This window comes from Neobacillus sp. YX16 (genome assembly GCF_030123505.1).
Classification (GTDB): domain Bacteria; phylum Bacillota; class Bacilli; order Bacillales; family Cytobacillaceae; genus Neobacillus.
Genome location: NZ_CP126115.1, coordinates 3,449,115 through 3,466,710, shown reverse-complemented (window position 1 = coordinate 3,466,710; position 17,596 = coordinate 3,449,115). Strand labels below are relative to the sequence as shown.

Genomic DNA, 17,596 nt, shown 5'->3' with positions numbered 1-17,596 from the left:
CTGATGACGGGTAAGGTTAAAGAATATAAATATTTCCAAAATTAAAAGAATAGACTATAGTAAAAGGAACCTGTATATTTTTTTACAGAAAAAGTGAATGATTATTCAAACATTATAAAGGTAGCAGGTGGACACATATGGAGCACATTAATAGAGTAAAGTCAGAAATTTCAAAGGTCATGGTGGGGATGGATAGGGAGGTTGAACTTCTTACTATTTCTCTCTTATTTAATGGACATATATTGCTAGAAAGTGTGCCTGGTACTGGTAAAACCATGCTTGCTAAATCATTTGCGAGCAGTATTGATGGAATCTTCTCAAGAATTCAATTTACCCCAGACGTTTTGCCAAGTGATGTAACCGGGATTCAATTCTTCAATCCAAAAATTCAAGAGTTTGAACTTCGAACCGGGCCAATCGTTGCCAATATTGTTCTGGCTGATGAAATTAACCGCGCTACACCAAGGACCCAGTCGAGTTTACTTGAAGTCATGGAGGAGAGACAAGTTACGATCGATGGAGTAACGGTCAAAGTCGATGATCCTTTTATGGTTATTGCGACCCAAAATCCTGTTGAAGCACAGCAAGGAACATTCTCACTTCCAGTCGCCCAAATGGACCGATTCTTTATGAAATTGACGATGAACTATCCAAGCCTAGAGAGTGAAAAAGAAATATTAAAGCAAGCACGTGGGATTGGCAATGGCCATCAAACAAATGCTGTTTTAAGTCATGTAGAAATTAATAAGTTGAAGGAGTTCGTTCAACATATCAAAATAAATGATACAGTTGAATCTTACTTGCTTCAGATCGTAAGAAAGACAAGACAGCATCCTGAAATTGATTTAGGTGTAAGTCCACGCGGGGCATTGGCGTTGATGAAGGCGGCACAAGGCCAAGCCTTTTTAGAAAATAGAGAATATGTTATTCCTGAAGATATTAAAAAGATGGTTCCGTATGTGTTAGGTCACCGGATCATTTTATCTACAGAAGCCTCTTTTACAAAGTCAGATGAAAGTGTACTAAAGGAAGTATTGGAATCGGTCCCAGTACCCGTAGAAATGGGCTCATAATCATGATGGAGTGGAGTAAATATAGTGTTGAGAACAAATATCTGCCTATAACTGGAACATTTGCATTTTTTTTGTGTATTGCTTCTTTTTTCTTCCAATCATGGCTGACCTTTTTTGTCGGTGTTTTTATTATCCTGCTTATTTACTTCAATCATCTCTATATGAGGAAAGTTGGAGAGGATTTATTTTTTAATAATAAGAAGGTAAGAGGGAAGTACTTCCCTGCTGAGGAGGGTGAATGGGTACTAGAATTCAATAATAGAGGTGTGCCCATTATGAAGGCAAAGCTTACAGTTACCTTCCATGATTCTGTTACACCTCATGATTCACGTGCAATTAAGAAGTCATCCATGTATGAGGTTACTGTCCCATTTTCAAGCAGCTATCATCAAAAAACGAGTGTGGCCATACCATTTACAGCTGAAAAGAGAGGTGTTTCCAGAATCAGAAAAATAGAATTAATGATTCCACACTTCTTTGGTTTTGGTGAAACAGTATTAGAAAAGGAGTTTCAGTCCATACAAGAAGCGCTTGTTTATCCGCAAACATTAGTCGTACACAATAAACATACGCTGCTTAACAACAAGCAAGGAGAATCTCCTGTTTCCTATTCTCTATTTGAGGACACACTTTCTCCGGCAGGAACACGAGAATACCACTATTCGGACAGTTTTAATAGAATTCATTGGAAGGCAAGTGCACGTAAACAATCCTTACAAACAAAGCTCTATGATAAAGTAACAGAGAACGGTTGGAATATAGCAATCAATATTGGCGATGACCGCTTTATTACAAATAATCTGGAAGAGATTTTAAGTGGAGTCGCAGATCTGGCCTATTTCTATGTGAAACAGAATATCCCATTCTCAGTTTGTATTAACATCCGTCATGTTGGGAATACACCCTTTTATTATATAATGCCGGGGACTGGCAGAGAGCATTTACAAAAAGTCTTGGAAGCAATCGCTCATATTGATGTCCATACATCTGTTTATCCTTTTGAAAAGATGCTTGACTATTATGATAGTCATTTAGAAACGCAGCCGTTCTTTTTACTTGCTGGTCAATACATTCCCGAAAAAAGGGATATAGTGAAAAAGATTGCCGAAAAAGGATCAAGTCTTTACGAACTGATGGTGACTGAACAAAGTGCTTCGATTGTAAAGAAATCATTCTCCCAGAAAAGGGGGATACCGTCCTGAAAAGCAATGTTTGGTATTTGGTTTATTATAAAACCATTGAAATCCTTTTTGGCAGCTTAGTCATTGCTCCCTACTATATTGTACAGAAACAAGAAATACCGATTTTCCTTTTTCTATTGATAACAATCTCATCTACCTATCTATTTATTTTCCTGATTCATAAGTTTCAGGAGAAGAGCAGATTGTTATTTTTCATTACCGTGTTTCCGGTCATCGTTTTGGGTGGATTATGGTTAGGGTTTTCGATTATTTTTGTTCTACTATTATCGATGTTGATTTACTGGCGAACCACAATTATGAATAGTGAAAGTGACAGTGTTCAAACAGGTATTTGGTTGTTTTTGACCATTTTCTGTGGCTTCATTCTTCTCGTTTTTGCAAATATACAGGACTATCCTCTTCATCAACCATTGCTTATTAGCATCATTCTTCAGCTTGCTTTTATTCTAATTGGAGGATTTATGATTAACTGGTTATCGATGGCTGGGAACAAACTAGAAAAAAGACTCCTGCTGCGAAACTTTCTTTCAATAATGGGAATTATGATTGCCATAAGTCTACTGATTGTTACCTTTAGAGATGTCCTTAAATGGTTGGTTGTTTCTATACTTCAATTTGTCGCGTTTGCAGCATCGATACCTTTGACTCCCGTGTTTAATTGGGTTGAAAACTTCGAGCTAACAGGAGAAATAAATCCATTTGCTCAAATCCAAAATGCACAGTCTCAAGTGGAGGCGGAGAATTCTAGTTTCATTCATGATCAATCATCACTTGCTTCAAAAATTGACTTTAATTTTACGTACTTGACCATTGTCATATTCATAATCCTGTGTGTCCTGCTATTTATTTTCCTTTATAAGAAATTCCAAGGAAGTACAGAGGTTTTAGATTCGATCGAAAATGGATACTTTATCTCATTTCTTTATGAAAACGAAACGAAGAAAAATTCCAAGAATAAGAGACAGAGGGAACAGCCTTCCTACCGAGTGCGAAAAGATATATATCGACTTGAAAAAGTGGCAGAAAAGCTCCAGCTTGGCAGGAATTCCTCGGAAACGTTAGGGGAATGGTTCATAAGAATTGGAGTAAAAGAGGATGCATTCATACAGACCGTCTATGAAAGAGTCCGCTATGGAAATCAGTTTGAATCCGATGAGGAATATAGATTATTTTTAAAAAGTATTGATACAAAGAAAACAGAGCTAATACAGATTCATAAATTGCTTTTAGAAGAGGGTAAAATCAAGTCTACATCACGTGTAAAAAACATTATAATGGGATTTAAATCTAGAACAGAAGAACATTGATTTATTAGTTCTTCTGTTTTTTGGGGATTATTAAACGATCCAGGCTAGAGGCAATGGCAATTCCTGTTGTATATCGAATTAAATCAACAGTAAGGAATCCTTTACCCAAAATCAACGCTCCCAGCAAAGTTCCGCGAATCTGATTAATCCACTCTTCTTGATACAGCTGACTGAATTCGATGCTGAAGCTGAACAATAAACTAAGGAGTATCGCTGTTAACATGCTTTTTTTTCAAAAATAAGAAGCGAAATCCAAAATAAACCATCATCGCCCATAGGACATCTCCAGCATTCTCTGCTGAAAAGGAGAATAATAAATGGCTAAATTTTCTGGATGCTAGACCCAGTAAAATCGTGATGATAGCCGCAACAAAATATGTTCTCCTCAGCTGATGATGAGATTCATTATTAGAAATCATTGGCAACTCCTTTTTTCCAACTTATAATCTTCATTATATTAATAATAATTTTGAGTATCAAATTATTCTGATAGAGGTGTTCAGTATGCTAAAAATTGAAGAAATTGAATCCATAGAGTCCCACATAGATCCACTCTCTGAACTTTTGGTGAAGGTGGTAGATGATGGGGCTTCAATAGGCTTTTTACCGCCTATGAAGCTAGCAGATGCAAAACAATATTGGCATTCTGCATTAAAATCAGATGTTAACTTATTTATCGCAAAAATTGATGACGAAATTGTTGGTACAATCCAGGTACATTTTTGTACAAAGCAGAATGGTCTTCATCGAGCAGAAATTGCTAAGCTGATGACGTGTCCAAATGCTAGACGAAAGGGTGTTGCCCAGAGCTTAATGAAAGTAGCCGAAGAACGAGCAATCAATGAGGGAAGGACCTTACTAGTCCTTGATACGAGGGAAGGGGACCCTTCCAATCTTCTTTATCAATCACTGGGTTATATCCCCGCTGGAAAAATTCCTAACTTTGCCCTTTCAGGTGAAGGAGAGCTGGATACCACCGTTATATATTATAAAATTTTAAACTAATATTTATTTGTAACCTTAAGAAAAATTCCCCTGGATATATTATTATCTGGGATTTTTTTTGCCCAAATTAAAATAACATAATTTTTAGAAATATCGTCATAAAATTTACCTCAATTTCCTTAAAACGTCTATATAATGAATGTGAATGGAGTTGTTCTGGTTCTAAAAACATTGTTCTAAGGGTGGGAATAAAAATGAAGTATAAAAAGGCTGTCAGTTTGCTCGTTTATAGCATATCTATACTAGCTATAATTGCTACAACTGCAGGAATCTTCTCAAAGAGCGGTCCTGGCGAATATGAGCATATTTCTATACGCGGTGAAACAGTCACGATTTTCGGTAAAGGTATTTATCAGGATATGTCAGTTGATGTAGCAATTCAAGGAATCGCACAGGATGTTGTTACTTTGTTCATTGCCATCCCATTCCTTTTGACTGCACTATATTTTGCAAGAAAAGGTTCATTAAAGGGGAGAATAATGCTTTCAGGATCGCTGCTCTATTTCTTCCTTACCTACCTCTTTTATTTAACTATGGCAATGTTTAACCCCTTGTTTTTAGTATATGTCCTTCTTTTATCTGCGAGTTTCTTTGCACTGATTTTAACGCTATTTTCTCTATATTCTGAGAACCTTAGTAAGTATTTTCATTCAAGGCTGCCTGTTAAGTTTTTAGGTGGATTTTTAATCTTTAATGCCGTAGTTATCGGTAGTTTGTGGCTACAGGTTGTCATTCCTCCCCTTTTTAAAGAAGTGATTCCAATCGATTTAGATCATTATACAACCCTAATTGTTCAAGGCTTTGATTTAGCACTGTTTTTACCAATCTCGTTTATATCAGGGGTCTTTTTGATTAAAAGAGTTCCGATTGGTTATTTTTTAGGTTCGATTTATTTTGTTTTTTTATCGCTTTTAATGACCGCTCTTTCAGGTAAAATCATCGGAATGGCGCTGGCGGGTGTTAATGTGGTTCCAGTAATATTCATTATCCCAACTATTAACTTGATTACGATTCTTTGTTCCATCATTATATTTATAAATATCCTTGATAAAGTGAACCGCGATATCGTAGTTAACTTGTAGGCATAATATAAATAATCCTTGGATACATTCATATCCAGGGATTATTTTTTGTGGTTAAGATAAATAGTTCCATGAAGTAAATACCGTAATAAGAGGGCTTGATGAATAAACCTTTTGAGATATAGAGAAGAGATTAATCGTGACGTTTGTAGGTAATGTTGGTAAGATTATAAAAAAGTAGCTGACATAAACATTTTTCCATAGATATTTCAAGATTGACTGAAAGCGAGATTGATTATGAGAGTATAGGTATTGATTTGTCAGGGCCAAGTAATCATAAAGATACGGTTTTATCGTTATTTGAAAAACAGGATAGAGAATTAAAATTTCTCAAACTAATGAGTGATGTAAGTGATTTTGAAATATTAGAAGAAATCCAGACTCAAAGTAAGAAAGATGAAGTTGTCATCGGAATGGATGCCCCATTATCCTATGAGGATGGAGGCGGAGACAGACAAGGGGATAAGCTGCTGAGACAGTTTATTATTTCGCTGGGAATGAAATCTGGTTCCATCATGCCTCCCACTCTCAATCGAATGGTCTATCTTACATTGAGAGGGATAAAACTTACAAGAGAAATTGAAAATATGAAGACTTTCAATCCAATCTCCATTGTCGAAGTTCACCCAGGTGCCGCCATTGGATCGAGACTTCTTCAAGAGGATTTCCAATATGTTTTGAAATATAAACAAGACTTGTCATCGAGATGTTTTATTAGAAACTGGTTGGGTGAGCAGCAATTAACCCAGCTTCCTAAATCTATTGTGGAAGAAAGTCATATCATCGATGCTTGTGCAGCTGCTTTAAGTGCTTGGCATTGGCGGGACCCATTATTCAAACCGAAATGGCTGCTTCCTGCAAATCCACCGCTGCATCCTTATGATTATTGCTGTTGATCTTTGTTTTTCACCATAATTGAAGGACTCAGAAAGGGGTCATGATAATGAAATTTTATATTGTTGATGTGTTTGCCGAAAACAAATATGAGGGAAATCAATTGGCTGTTTTTATTCCAGAGAGTAAAATGGAACCAACCGAAATGCAAAAAATTGCTAGAGAAATGAACTTTTCAGAAACAACCTTTATTATGTCTGGATTACAGGATAATGGAGGATATGATGTTAAGATTTTCTCTCCTGATTCTGAATTACCTTTTGCAGGACATCCAACCATAGGAACAGCCTATGTTATCAAGAACTTATTAGACCGTTCAGAAAGTAGTGAAATTAAACTTAATTTACCTGTTGGGCAATTACCAGTTTTTTTTGAAAATCAATACGCCTGGATGACCCAAAACCAACCTGAATTTGGTGCTAATGTGGAGATTGATAGAATTGCAGCTGTACTACAAATTAATCGAGAAGATATCAATACTGATTTTCCGATACAAGTGGTATCAACAGGATTACCAAGCGTTATTGTCCATTTGAATTCATTAGATGCTATAAGTCGTTGTAATATTAATCATCGAGCTTATGCAGAACTTTTGAAGGATATGGGAGATGTAAATTTACTGGTTTTTACAACTGAAACTGCAAGCCCAGAAAACGATTTAAATGTAAGATTATTTATGCCAATACCGGGATATTTAGAAGACCCAGCAACAGGAAGCGCTAATGGGAATTTAGCAGGATATTTATTGGAACATAACTTTTTTAACTCCAATGAAATAAACTATCGTGTTGAACAAGGTGCTTTTATTGGTAGATCATCACTACTAAAAATAAATGCCAAAAAGACAGATAATCATTTTCTCATCCAAGTCGGCGGGCAAGTAATTGTAGTTTCAGAAGGTAAGTGGTATTAAGAATCAAGTGAAGGGATATAAACTATGCAAACATTGCCACAAACACAACCGGTAAAGAAATACATACCACTTTCTTTTTTTGTTATTTTTCTAGGATATCTAGTTTTTGGGTTATCTGAAAATATCAAGGGACCAGCGATTCCTCAAATGCAAGTCGATTATGGAATCGATGAACTGCAGGTTGGTTTTCTATTAGCCATTAATTCAATTGGTTTTTTAATAGCTTGCAGTTTTACTGGTGCTTTTTCATCTAAAGTCGGGATTAAGATCACGAGTCTGATAGCCTTTGGAACTATGGCGATTTCAGGTGTTTTCATTTATTTTTCTAGTAATTTTGCCTTTTTTTCCGTTTCTTATTTCATTATGTATTTAGGAAACGGAATGTTAGAAATTGCGTTAGCCATATTGGCTGCGAGAATTTTTACAAAAAATACCGGTTTTATGATGAACTTATCTCATTTCTTTTATGGACTTAGTTCGACGGCTGCCCCTTTGATGGCAGCGGGTTTAATGGGTATGACGTTTTTGGGTGGGCGTGAGCTAGGCTGGCAGGGAATGTATTTTGTCATGCTTTCCTTATGTATCATCCCTATGATTCCTGCATTATTTAGTACACTTCCAGTGAATCAAACTACTACTTACGACCGCATGCCTATAAAGATGTTTTTAAAGGACCGAGTAGCTTGGTTCATTATTATCATTCTATCGTTTGGGGTTATTGTGGAACTGTCGATTGCTGGCTGGCTTGTTAACTTTCTTGAAAGATCCTTTCAATGGAGTTCAACAGCAGCTTCTGGGATGTTATCTATTTTTTTCCTCTGTTTTATGATAGGAAGATTACTTCTAGGATTTATAACCGATAAAATAGGATTTATGATTTCTATCATTATATTTTCTGGTCTTGCTGGAATTACGACCATTATAGCTACATTATTTGGATCATCAGGTGTATGGTTATATGCAGCAGCTGGATTTGGAATTGCTCCCGTTTATCCGACCGTAATGGCATTGCTCGCTAAAAGATATCCTAATGGTATTGATGCTGCCATTACCGTTACTGTAACGATTATGGGCATTGTGGTCGTTATCAGTAATTTATTCTTGGGAGCGATGATTGAATTTTTTAAAAGATGGTTTACAAGTCTTCTTGGAGCTGAAATGGGTCTGATGCGAGGATTTCAGGCAGGGTTTCTATTCATTGGAGTCTGTGGGTTATTATGTTCTGTCTTTAGTATTATTTTGTATCGCTATTTGAAGAAGCGAAATGAAGTCATGTAAACGATGTACCATTGGGTTGCCAAGAGTCAAATGATAGTAAAGAAAATCTTTTACTAAAATAACAGTCCCAAGTGCTAACCAACACTCGGGACTTCTTTCTTTTATAGATATGGACTTTCATGCTTTGCCTTAAGCATATTCCAACGACGATCTACTTCCTTATCAAACATCTCCAGCATGTCTTTGCTATTTTCATTGAGTAAGTGTTTCGTTTTACCCATAAGCTTCAGCCATTCAGATACGGCTAATCGTTTATTTTTTTCCTCAGGGTTATAGGTAACTGTTGTAATGCCATGATCCACTTCATAAAGAGGGAAGAAGCAGGAGTTGACGGCAGCTTCAACAATCGTTTGACCTAATTCATCCTTTGATTTCCAGTTCAAAGGGCAGGTGATTAAGATTTTTCCATATACCAAGCCTTCGTTATTTGCATACCACTGTGCTTTCGCGGCTTTCTTTAAAAGGTCACGGTCAAAGGCTTCTGTACCCGTAAATACGTATGGGATGTGGGTAGCAGCCATAATTTGAGCAGTGTCCTTGTGATGGAAGGGCTTTCCATTTTGGAAACCGCCAATATTGGATGTACTCGTCATATGTCCCATCGGTGTAGAGTAGGAGAGCTGACTGCCTGTATTCATGTACCCTTCGTTATCATACTCCAGGATAATCATTTTATGGTTACGTAAAGCCGTTCCAATCGCAGGTCCCATGCCGATGTCCATTCCACCGTCGCCCGTCACCATGACGAAAGTAAATTCATCACTTAGTCCCAGCTCCGCCAATTCACCGCGTCTCTTTCTTTCATGGAACATTTCCACAAGGCCGGAAAGGGTAGCAGAGCCATTCTGGAAAAGGTTATGGATGTAGGTGGCTTTATGAGAGCTATAAGGGAAGCCTGTTGTTACTACCATTGCACAACCTGTATGGAATAATGCTACGATATCTCCTTCAATTCCTTTAAAGAACAATTCCAATCCAGAAAAGATTCCACAGCCTGGACAGGCGCCGTGGCCAGAGGCAAGACGTTTTGGTTTCTTCGTTAGACTCCGCATTGGCGGAATTTTCACTTTCAGTTCTCCGGTTTTTTCATCAGGAGTTACCGTGATTAATCCAGTGTTCAAGTCTTCTTTTTTCATAGGATTTAAAACACGTTTCGGAGCAAATTCTGGATCCCCTGGATTATGCCCGAAGTAGTCAAAAGGCTTTTCTGCAAAGCCTTTTTCAGCAGCTTCGAGTGCTAACTGGAAAAAGTGTTCAGCATCGTCAGCATAAAAATCTTTTCCGCCTAATCCATAGATGCGGTTGATTACTTTTGTATGAGCATTACCAACGGTTTGCAGGGCTGCTCTTAATTCGAGTGCCATGTTGCCGCCGTGTGCTCCGTATGAGTCTGCACGGTCACCAACCGTAACGGCCTTAATATTTTTTAAGGCTTCTGCTAATTGTTTTTGAGGGAAGGGACGAATCATATTTGGGGAAATCACCCCAGCTTTTATTCCCTTTAAGCGAAGTCTGTCGACCACGTCTTTACAAACCTCAGCGGCAGAATTCAGCATAAATACTGCGACTTCGGCATCCTCCATGCGATATAAATCAAGGATTGGATATTCCCTACCTGTTAATTCTGCATATTCTTTTGAAATTCTTTCAAATACAGCCTCAGCATTGTACATTGCTTCAGATTGTTGATAGCAGTTATTAATATAGTCCGGTTCATTCATATATGGACCGATGGTTACGGGATTCTCACGATCTAAGGCATGAGGGAAGTTCGTAGGCGTTTCCCCGATAAATTTTTGAACATCACTTCTATTTTTGATTACCTGTACTCGCCGTTTTTGGTGGGAGGTGAAATATCCATCAAATGAAACGATAACAGGCAGTCTAACGGCAGGATCTTCTGCTAGTTTTATCGCAATAATGTTCATATCATAAACAATTTGAGGATCCCGGGCCATCAAGATTGGCCAACCGGTATTCAAACCGAAGTATAAATCAGAATGATCTCCATGGATATTTAACGGACCGGAAACAGAGCGGTTAACCAAATTCAATACCATTGGAAATCGTGTACCAGATTGAACAGGAAGCTGCTCTAACATGTAGAGAAATCCATTCGCGCTTGTTGCGTTAAAAACTCGTCCGCCTCCAGTAGAAGCCCCGTAACATATTCCCGCCGAACCATGTTCTCCATCTGCAGGAATCAAAACGATATCATGTTCTCCTCTAGATTTCATCCCATCGAGGAACTGAGCAACTTCTGTCGAAGGAGAAATAGGGAAGTAGCCCATTACATGATAATTGATCTGATGTGCTGCGTAGGCAGCCATTTCATTGCCAGATTCAAATACAAAACTTTGTTCTACTGTTTCTTTATCAGTACTAAGTTTTTCTTGGTTTATTTCAATGGACATCATGATCCCGTCCTTTCCTTAGTTTTGAGTGACTAAATCAAATAAGTGGGGCACACGGTTTTTGTCCGCATAGCCGTCATTATATTCTCTTTCTCCTGATAGCGCTTCCACAGGACAGGCGGTTACACACTTCAAGCAGCCTTTGCAGTATTGATAGTCAATACCACTGAGAAACATTTGTGGACGACCTTTTTTGTCTGGTTTTTCCTCCCAAACAAAGCAAAAGTCAGGGCAGGCTGTATCACATGCAGCGCAATTGATACATTTTTCCTCATGAAAATGAGGGAGCATTCCGGCACGTGAAATACTTAAATCCTTTAACATGCTGTTACCCGGATTTAGAATCATACCGCCAATGGCCTGATTTTCATAACCAAGAACAGGTACTGGTCTTGAAAAAGGTATAGGATCCAGTCCATTATCCGGAAGGTAGGTTTTAAATTCTACTTCATTAAATCCACGGTCAAAGGTCCGAATATTTGGCTCAACCAGGTGTGGGTATTTTTTTTCAAACGTGCGCCTAATCGTTTGTTTCATCGATTCAGGGTCAAGAAAGTCCAAAATCCGATAAAGTGCACCCAGCATAGCCGTGTTGGCTTTTGTTTGTTCATCTAAAGCGATTCCAGTTGCATCAATAATGGCAATGGTTCCGCCTGTAATTTTCATGAGTTTTTTTAGTTCGTCAGGAGATTTTTGTGAGTTTACTAGGATTGTACTGTCTGGATAGATTCCACTTGTACAATCGATGGTTTTAAACAGGGCATCATGGAAAATGCCGACAACATGGGGGCGTTCTATTGGTGTGGTGTCTCGAATGTTTGTTTCCGGTGCACAGAAACGTATATGTGCTTTTACTGGAGAGCCTTTTTTCTCTGAACCGTATGATGAAAAACCAACTCCATTCAGTCCGTTTCCAACAACTCCATCCTCGGAAAGCATTTTTCCAGCCAGATTTGCTCCTAAACCGCCAATGGACTCAAGACGGATTTCAAAAAAACCTAATTCATTTGTTTTGGGCAATTTTGTCAAAGGTATTCCCCCTATCTATAAAACGGAGTTTAATATAGAATATTATAAATATTCTATAAATTAAATTATTTTAATTGTAACAGGACACGAAAACAAATACAACAGATTTTTGAAATGAAGGGTATTACCTCTATTGATGTTGAAGTTGCTGTTTGAATAAAAAACTTAAGGTGATCGTGTGATGTAGTACAGAAAGATATTTGTTATATAACAAATAGATTAGTGAGAGAAATTTTAAAGTTGAGAAAAATAGGGGAGTTGTTTCTAGGTCACTTGAGCCCAGTTCACACATATACTGTAAATGGCAATTGGGTATTAAGAAGGAATCATTATTTCTCCAAACCTGTTGTGATATCACTGTATTTGGTAAGAACATAATACGAACAGGAGGGGATGTTGTGAAATTTACCATTCAATATATACCCCTGAATAAGATCAAACCTGATGTATCACTAAAAGTTACTGAGCACGTAAAGAAACTTCAAAGGTTGATGTGGGACTGTATGTTTGTTTTGGTCGTCAGAAAAAATCGGAAAGATAACAACTATACAATCATAAGTGGGCAAGAGCGCTATGAATCGCTTCGAAAACATACAAAAAGTATTTATGCTCCATGTATTGTCGATAAAAGTACTCCTTCTGGAACTTTAACCTGGTTTCAGCGTTTACGAAGGAAACAACCGCTGGATGATTTTCCGTTAATGCCCTCAAGCTGGTCCATCGTACGGACCTTTTTAAAGCAAGAACCTCGTTTTAAACAATTGTCTCGATCCCAACAAATTAGAGTCCTTCTTTTAGCTGCTCACTATAAAAAAACAGTCATCTATTCAATGAAAATGACGGTAGATGATATTCTGAGAGACCATTAGAAAAATGGAAAGGGTTTGGATACCACCAAACCCTTTTGTTAATTCTCACTTAGAAAGAAATACAAAAACAAGAAAAAAAACAACGATTTTCTTAGTGGATTTTTTCATTTAATCACCTTGATTTACAAATTAAATGAATATAAATATTACCACAATTATCCAATTTTATTAGTTAATTTGCTTCTTTTACTCAGGTAAATATGCCTTAATAAAAAATGGATTCTATAAATAGTAAAGTGTTATTTTTCGGGTGCTTTCCTAATAAATGACACAAGAAATGCCGTATGAATTGGCATACGTCTTTTTATTTATCAAGGTTTGTTCGGAATTTCTTTAACTTAACATAACGATTAACATCATTTTTATGCAGGACAATAAGTATTGTGCAATTATTATAGGATGCCAAAACTACTGTCAATTCAGTGCCGTTTTGAGTACCAGTATTAGAAGTCCTTCTTCAACCCAGGATAGTTGAGAATGAAATTTTTATTAAGTAATATTAGATTGGTAATATATTCTACAACAAAGGCGTGGGAGAAATGATAATGGGATTATATGAAGCACATTTACCCGTAAAAAATTTAGAAGTGTCAATTAAATTTTACCGAAAATTAGGTTTGGAGTTTGCTTGGCGTGATGAAGACACCGCGTTTTTTTGGCTAGAGAAAGGTAAAAGTTGGTTAGGTTTGTGGGAAGGGAAGGAGTACCAAACACCATATCACCCTTCTTTACGGCATATTGCTTTTCGAGTTACATATCAGGATTTAACAGAATCCTTAAAATGGCTTGAATCAATCAAAGTTGAAGCTGTTCCCTTTGGAAGAAGAACATCGATTGAACCTTTTATAAGACCCAATCAAGGAAATGCTTCTGTATACTTTAATGATCCAGATGGAAATAGTTTAGAATTAATGTGTCATGTTGAAGTTCCTAGTGAATTAAAACATTTTGCCGAAAAGCTGTCATTAGAAGACTGGGAGAATTTAGTCAGTAGTAAATTGAAATAATGAAAACCCTATTTTTCTTGCAAAATGTTTGCTATGATACATAAATATTTTTGTTACGAGGCAATACATAAAGAATGCCTGTCATTTCCAGTGGTTTTATTGCAGATACAACGTCATTGCCACTCGTAGTGAGTGGTCAAGGCATTTCGATGATAGGTACTACAGGTAGATGCTGTTAAATAAAGACCTTATTGGTCTTTGTTTATTTTTTCTTTAAGTTCGTGATAGGCTTCTACTATTACCAAAAAAGAGACCCTTCGTGAATCAATAATAATCTAAGATTAGCAGTTAGTTGCATTTTCACTTTCAACCTTTGGTTCGAAAGTGCAGCATGTAAAAGCATTTTCACTTTCAACATCCACATCAGCTTTTGTGTAGAAAAACTCCCATTCGTTTCCGTCAGGATCATGAACCCAAAACTTGTCTTGGAGGGCATAGCAACAGGTTGTGTCAATTTCTTCAAAATGTGGCTGAATACCTTTTTCAACAAGCTTATTCTTATGGACTAGCACTTCCTCAGTACTTTCAACTTGAATTCCAAAGTGCCCGACTTGATTACCTCTTACTTCATCTCGAAAATTCAGAGTAAAATTTAATCCTGGTGTATCAAGTAGGAACTTTGCGTATTCAGACTTTACTTTAACTGGTTCAGCCCCGAATAGTTTGCTGTAAAACTCTATAGATTTTTCAAGATTTGTAACATTAAGACCAACATGTACGTATTTCATAATGGTTTCCTCCTAATATCATTTTAATTTGATTTATTTACTATCATTGAGGGTTCGTTGGAAACATATAACCATCATATATTACTTGCAATTTACAAGTATTATTTTCATGAAATGAGCAAGGGATTCTTGCTCAAATTAAAGGTTTGCAACAAACGGTAGAATTCGACATTGCTTCGTTTAGAAGTTTAATTGATTTGATTACCATCTCTCGTTCAAACTCACTCATATTTGAAAAAACTTCGTTAAGATATTGGTTCATTTCTGCATCTATTTTTGCTGCAACATACTTCCCTTGAGTAGTCAGGGTTAGTTGTGAAACACGTTTATCTTCCGGAAGTGGTGTTTTTTTTACCAGTTCTAACTTTACTAATGTTTGTATTTGCCGACTAAAAGTGGTAATATCCATCCCTATAGTATCCGCAATTTGTTGCATAGAAGGTCTGTCTTTTCGTAGAATTTCGTATAGGATATGGCTCTGAACAAGAGATATTTCTTCACTACCAACCTGGCAACAGTTTTTATTCAAAAAACCAAAACGTCTTGTCATAACTTGAAATAATTCTCTAAGGTTTTCCATTATTTTCACCTCTGAGTTATTTATATACAAAATATTTGCAAATTGCAACTTATTTACTTTAAAAACGGAAAATTCTTTTATATAATTAATTTAAACAAAAGAAGTACAGGGGGATTAATATGAAAAAGGGGTTTAATACTAGGTTGGCTTCAATTTATGATCTAGAAGCGATATTATTCATTTATAACCAAGGAATTGAAGACAAGATTGCAACGTTGGAGGAAGACCAGAAAGATATAAATTACATGACAGAATGGTTTAACACCCATAATGAACGTTTTGCTATTATAGTAATCGAAGATAATGATGAAATTGTTGGTTGGGCTTCTTTAAATGTATATTCGAATAGGTGTGCGTATTCGGGTGTAGCTGATTTATCAATTTACATAAGGAGGGATTACCGAGGAAAGGGTGTCGGTTCATTATTATTAAAAGAAATTGAATGTACTGCGATTAAGAATGACTTTAATAAAATTGTTCTATTTACTTTTCCTTTCAATAACTTGGGGCAGGGGCTTTACAAAAAATATAGTTATAGAGAGGTCGGAGTATTTAAAAACCAAGGTAAATTAGATGGACGCTTTGTTGATGTAATGATTATGGAAAAGATCCTTATTCCATAAGTACATGAATTGATTTCGTTAAATAAGGTGTAGATATTCCTAATAATGAAACTCGCCAATTAATGATCTGACCCAATAAAGTTAGACAAAAACTTTTATGCAACTTCTAAGACTTGAGTTCGGAATTCAACCGGACTCAGGTCTTTTAATTTTGCTTTCATTCGTTTGTGATTGTAATAGTGTATATAATCAGCTAATTCCCGTTCAAAATGCTCTATACTGTCAAATTTCTGTAGATAAAGGAGTTCGCACTTTAATAAGCCAAAGAAATTTTCTATGACTGCATTATCCAAACAATTTCCTTTTCGGGACATACTCTGTGTAATACCGTGTTGTTCCAGTTTTATTTGATATTTTCTCATTTGATAATGCCAACCCTGATCGGAATGAAGAATAACTTGGTCTCCTGGCTGGAGACGTTCAATCGCTTGATCTAACATGTCTCCTACCAATTTATATACAGGACGATTCATGACGCTATAGGCAATGATTTCACCATTACACAAATCTAGGACAGGAGAGAGGTAGCACTTCTCACCAAATAGGTGGAATTCTGTAACGTCTGTTACCCATTTTTCATTCATATTCTCAGAAGTAAAATTTCGATTTAAGACGTTCGGAGCGACTTTGCCTTCGTTCCCTTTATAGGATTTAAACTTCATCATACGTACCACTTGTATAGGATTTTCGAAACGCTTCTACACCGTTTTTCTCGTATTGAATCATCCACGTTTTTACTAAAGAAGAGTGTGCTCTAATGGAAGCCCCTATCGTACCATAACTTTCATTGCCCTGTAAGTAACGCTAAAACAGCCGCTAATTTATCCTCCGCACTAAATTTAGCCATAAAAAACACCCCAATACGGAACTCTTTATATAAATAGAAATCGGCTTTTTTACTTACTGATACGATTGAGGAGATTAGACCTCCTTTGCTAATTCTGCCAGCCTCGCTTTGTCCCGAATCTTGTAGCATCGTGATTGTTTTTCAATGATATTTGCATCGCACAATTGAGCTAATACATGAAGAAGATGGCGGTAGGAGACACCAAGATATTCACATACTTCCGTGTGTTTTTCCTTATATAAATCATGGTCTGCTGACAAAAGGATAAAGGCAGCAAGCCGATTAATCAGCGGGAATGCTTGATTCTCTGCATATCTAGATGTAAACATCGTCTGCTTTTTGCTTAAAAAGATGCATAAGTATTTTAAAAAAGTGGCGTCCTTTAACAGTTTATCTTTACAGGTATGTATGGGAATGGCGAGACAAATTACCTGTGTGGCCGTTTGGATACCTCTGGAATAGCGTTCCTCATTTAATAATTCAATTTCGCCCATGAATGTTGGAGCGTGTAAAAAATTGAGGAGTGACACTTTACCATTTTTTTGAGTAACATATAATTTTGCCTTACCCTCAATGAGGTAGAACATATAGTCAGGATAGGAGCCTTCCTTAAAGATAAATTCACCTCGTTCAAACTGACACACCTGGATATAAGGGGTTATAGGAAAGGAAAAAATTGATTGAATAGGATATTTTTCAATATAGGAACTTCGCATTGGTTCGATTAAAAACTGCATTTCTACCT

The 17,596-nt window shown here is 36.7% G+C and carries 16 protein-coding genes and 2 pseudogenes; 11 read left to right on the top strand and 7 right to left on the bottom strand.

Annotated features, from left to right (window positions below):
• Positions 1 to 137 precede the first annotated feature (137 nt).
• The 3 genes from QNH48_RS16835 to QNH48_RS16825 are packed head-to-tail and all read left to right on the top strand — an operon-like array spanning position 138 to position 3,582.
• A complete protein-coding gene (locus QNH48_RS16835) occupies positions 138 to 1,073 on the top strand; it encodes an AAA family ATPase (RefSeq protein WP_283951204.1) in 936 nt (311 codons plus the stop codon).
• Between the two features lie 2 nt (positions 1,074 to 1,075).
• Positions 1,076 to 2,275: a DUF58 domain-containing protein gene (locus QNH48_RS16830; protein ID WP_283951203.1), complete on the top strand. Its 1,200-nt coding sequence runs from the start codon at positions 1,076 to 1,078 to the stop codon at positions 2,273 to 2,275.
• Positions 2,276 to 2,292: 17 nt separating this feature from the next.
• On the top strand, positions 2,293 to 3,582 hold the full coding sequence (locus QNH48_RS16825; protein WP_283951202.1) for a hypothetical protein: 1,290 nt from the start codon (positions 2,293 to 2,295) through the stop codon (positions 3,580 to 3,582).
• 4 nt (positions 3,583 to 3,586) lie between these two features.
• On the opposite strand, the pseudogene QNH48_RS30570 reads toward QNH48_RS16825, so the two are convergent.
• Positions 3,587 to 4,001: pseudogene (locus tag QNH48_RS30570) on the bottom strand (ribosomal maturation YjgA family protein).
• An 85-nt stretch (positions 4,002 to 4,086) separates the two neighbouring features.
• Between QNH48_RS30570 and QNH48_RS16815 the strand changes: the two are divergent.
• From QNH48_RS16815 to QNH48_RS16795, 5 genes are all read left to right on the top strand, one after another.
• A complete protein-coding gene (locus QNH48_RS16815; RefSeq protein WP_283951201.1) occupies positions 4,087 to 4,587 on the top strand; it encodes a GNAT family N-acetyltransferase in 501 nt (166 codons plus the stop codon).
• 194 nt (positions 4,588 to 4,781) lie between these two features.
• On the top strand, positions 4,782 to 5,669 hold the full coding sequence (locus QNH48_RS16810) for a hypothetical protein (protein WP_283951200.1): 888 nt from the start codon (positions 4,782 to 4,784) through the stop codon (positions 5,667 to 5,669).
• A 215-nt stretch (positions 5,670 to 5,884) separates the two neighbouring features.
• Positions 5,885 to 6,565 carry a DUF429 domain-containing protein gene (locus QNH48_RS16805; protein WP_283951199.1) on the top strand — a complete coding sequence of 227 codons (681 nt, stop codon included), beginning with the start codon at positions 5,885 to 5,887 and terminating at the stop codon, positions 6,563 to 6,565.
• A 47-nt stretch (positions 6,566 to 6,612) separates the two neighbouring features.
• A complete protein-coding gene (locus QNH48_RS16800; protein WP_283951198.1) occupies positions 6,613 to 7,476 on the top strand; it encodes a PhzF family phenazine biosynthesis protein in 864 nt (287 codons plus the stop codon).
• Positions 7,477 to 7,500: 24 nt separating this feature from the next.
• Positions 7,501 to 8,754 (top strand): MFS transporter, encoded by a 1,254-nt coding sequence (locus QNH48_RS16795; RefSeq protein ID WP_283951197.1) that lies wholly within the window; start codon positions 7,501 to 7,503, stop codon positions 8,752 to 8,754.
• Positions 8,755 to 8,855: 101 nt separating this feature from the next.
• Here QNH48_RS16795 and QNH48_RS16790 read toward each other — a convergent pair whose 3' ends face one another.
• Positions 8,856 to 11,168 carry a thiamine pyrophosphate-dependent enzyme gene (locus QNH48_RS16790; RefSeq protein WP_283955800.1) on the bottom strand — a complete coding sequence of 771 codons (2,313 nt, stop codon included), beginning with the start codon at positions 11,166 to 11,168 and terminating at the stop codon, positions 8,856 to 8,858.
• An 18-nt stretch (positions 11,169 to 11,186) separates the two neighbouring features.
• Positions 11,187 to 12,197 carry a 2-oxoacid:acceptor oxidoreductase family protein gene (locus tag QNH48_RS16785; RefSeq protein ID WP_283951196.1) on the bottom strand — a complete coding sequence of 337 codons (1,011 nt, stop codon included), beginning with the start codon at positions 12,195 to 12,197 and terminating at the stop codon, positions 11,187 to 11,189.
• A gap of 398 nt (positions 12,198 to 12,595) precedes the next feature.
• On the opposite strand from QNH48_RS16785, the gene QNH48_RS16780 reads away from it, so the two are divergent.
• Together QNH48_RS16780 and QNH48_RS16775 are read left to right on the top strand one after the other, a co-directional pair.
• Positions 12,596 to 13,066, top strand: a complete 471-nt coding sequence (locus QNH48_RS16780; RefSeq protein ID WP_283951195.1) for a hypothetical protein — start codon at positions 12,596 to 12,598, stop codon at positions 13,064 to 13,066.
• A gap of 539 nt (positions 13,067 to 13,605) precedes the next feature.
• The gene (locus QNH48_RS16775) at positions 13,606 to 14,073 is read left to right on the top strand and encodes a VOC family protein (RefSeq protein WP_283951194.1); all 468 of its coding nucleotides are present in this window, start codon (positions 13,606 to 13,608) and stop codon (positions 14,071 to 14,073) included.
• A 281-nt stretch (positions 14,074 to 14,354) separates the two neighbouring features.
• On the opposite strand, the gene QNH48_RS16770 is transcribed toward QNH48_RS16775, so the two are convergent.
• Together QNH48_RS16770 and QNH48_RS16765 are read right to left on the bottom strand one after the other, a co-directional pair.
• Positions 14,355 to 14,801 (bottom strand): ArsI/CadI family heavy metal resistance metalloenzyme, encoded by a 447-nt coding sequence (locus tag QNH48_RS16770; RefSeq protein WP_283951193.1) that lies wholly within the window; start codon positions 14,799 to 14,801, stop codon positions 14,355 to 14,357.
• A 133-nt stretch (positions 14,802 to 14,934) separates the two neighbouring features.
• On the bottom strand, positions 14,935 to 15,381 hold the full coding sequence (locus QNH48_RS16765; RefSeq protein WP_283955799.1) for a MarR family winged helix-turn-helix transcriptional regulator: 447 nt from the start codon (positions 15,379 to 15,381) through the stop codon (positions 14,935 to 14,937).
• Between the two features lie 119 nt (positions 15,382 to 15,500).
• Here QNH48_RS16765 and QNH48_RS16760 point away from each other — a divergent pair, with 119 nt between their 5' ends.
• Positions 15,501 to 16,004 (top strand): arsinothricin resistance N-acetyltransferase ArsN1 family A, encoded by a 504-nt coding sequence (locus tag QNH48_RS16760; RefSeq protein WP_283951192.1) that lies wholly within the window; start codon positions 15,501 to 15,503, stop codon positions 16,002 to 16,004.
• A 95-nt stretch (positions 16,005 to 16,099) separates the two neighbouring features.
• Here the strand turns inward: QNH48_RS16760 and QNH48_RS16755 are convergent.
• A pseudogene (locus QNH48_RS16755) lies at positions 16,100 to 16,678 on the bottom strand (IS3 family transposase); the annotation flags it as partial.
• A 247-nt stretch (positions 16,679 to 16,925) separates the two neighbouring features.
• Positions 16,926 to 17,588, bottom strand: a complete 663-nt coding sequence (gene yeiL / locus QNH48_RS16750; RefSeq protein WP_283951191.1) for a transcriptional regulator YeiL — start codon at positions 17,586 to 17,588, stop codon at positions 16,926 to 16,928.
• Positions 17,589 to 17,596: the final 8 nt, after the last annotated feature.

What these genes read in the sequence shown, in the direction of transcription:
- QNH48_RS16835 (WP_283951204.1), top strand. Translation starts at nt 138, where the DNA reads ATGGAGCACATTAATAGAGTAAAGTCAGAAATTTCAAAGGTCATGGTG.
- QNH48_RS16830 (WP_283951203.1), top strand. Translation starts at nt 1,076, where the DNA reads ATGATGGAGTGGAGTAAATATAGTGTTGAGAACAAATATCTGCCTATA.
- QNH48_RS16815 (WP_283951201.1), top strand. Translation starts at nt 4,087, where the DNA reads ATGCTAAAAATTGAAGAAATTGAATCCATAGAGTCCCACATAGATCCA.
- QNH48_RS16810 (WP_283951200.1), top strand. Translation starts at nt 4,782, where the DNA reads ATGAAGTATAAAAAGGCTGTCAGTTTGCTCGTTTATAGCATATCTATA.
- QNH48_RS16800 (WP_283951198.1), top strand. Translation starts at nt 6,613, where the DNA reads ATGAAATTTTATATTGTTGATGTGTTTGCCGAAAACAAATATGAGGGA.
- QNH48_RS16795 (WP_283951197.1), top strand. Translation starts at nt 7,501, where the DNA reads ATGCAAACATTGCCACAAACACAACCGGTAAAGAAATACATACCACTT.
- QNH48_RS16790 (WP_283955800.1), bottom strand. Translation starts at nt 11,168, where the DNA reads ATGTCCATTGAAATAAACCAAGAAAAACTTAGTACTGATAAAGAAACA.
- QNH48_RS16775 (WP_283951194.1), top strand. Translation starts at nt 13,606, where the DNA reads ATGATAATGGGATTATATGAAGCACATTTACCCGTAAAAAATTTAGAA.
- QNH48_RS16770 (WP_283951193.1), bottom strand. Translation starts at nt 14,801, where the DNA reads ATGAAATACGTACATGTTGGTCTTAATGTTACAAATCTTGAAAAATCT.
- QNH48_RS16765 (WP_283955799.1), bottom strand. Translation starts at nt 15,381, where the DNA reads ATGGAAAACCTTAGAGAATTATTTCAAGTTATGACAAGACGTTTTGGT.
- QNH48_RS16760 (WP_283951192.1), top strand. Translation starts at nt 15,501, where the DNA reads ATGAAAAAGGGGTTTAATACTAGGTTGGCTTCAATTTATGATCTAGAA.
- yeiL (WP_283951191.1), bottom strand. Translation starts at nt 17,588, where the DNA reads ATGCAGTTTTTAATCGAACCAATGCGAAGTTCCTATATTGAAAAATAT.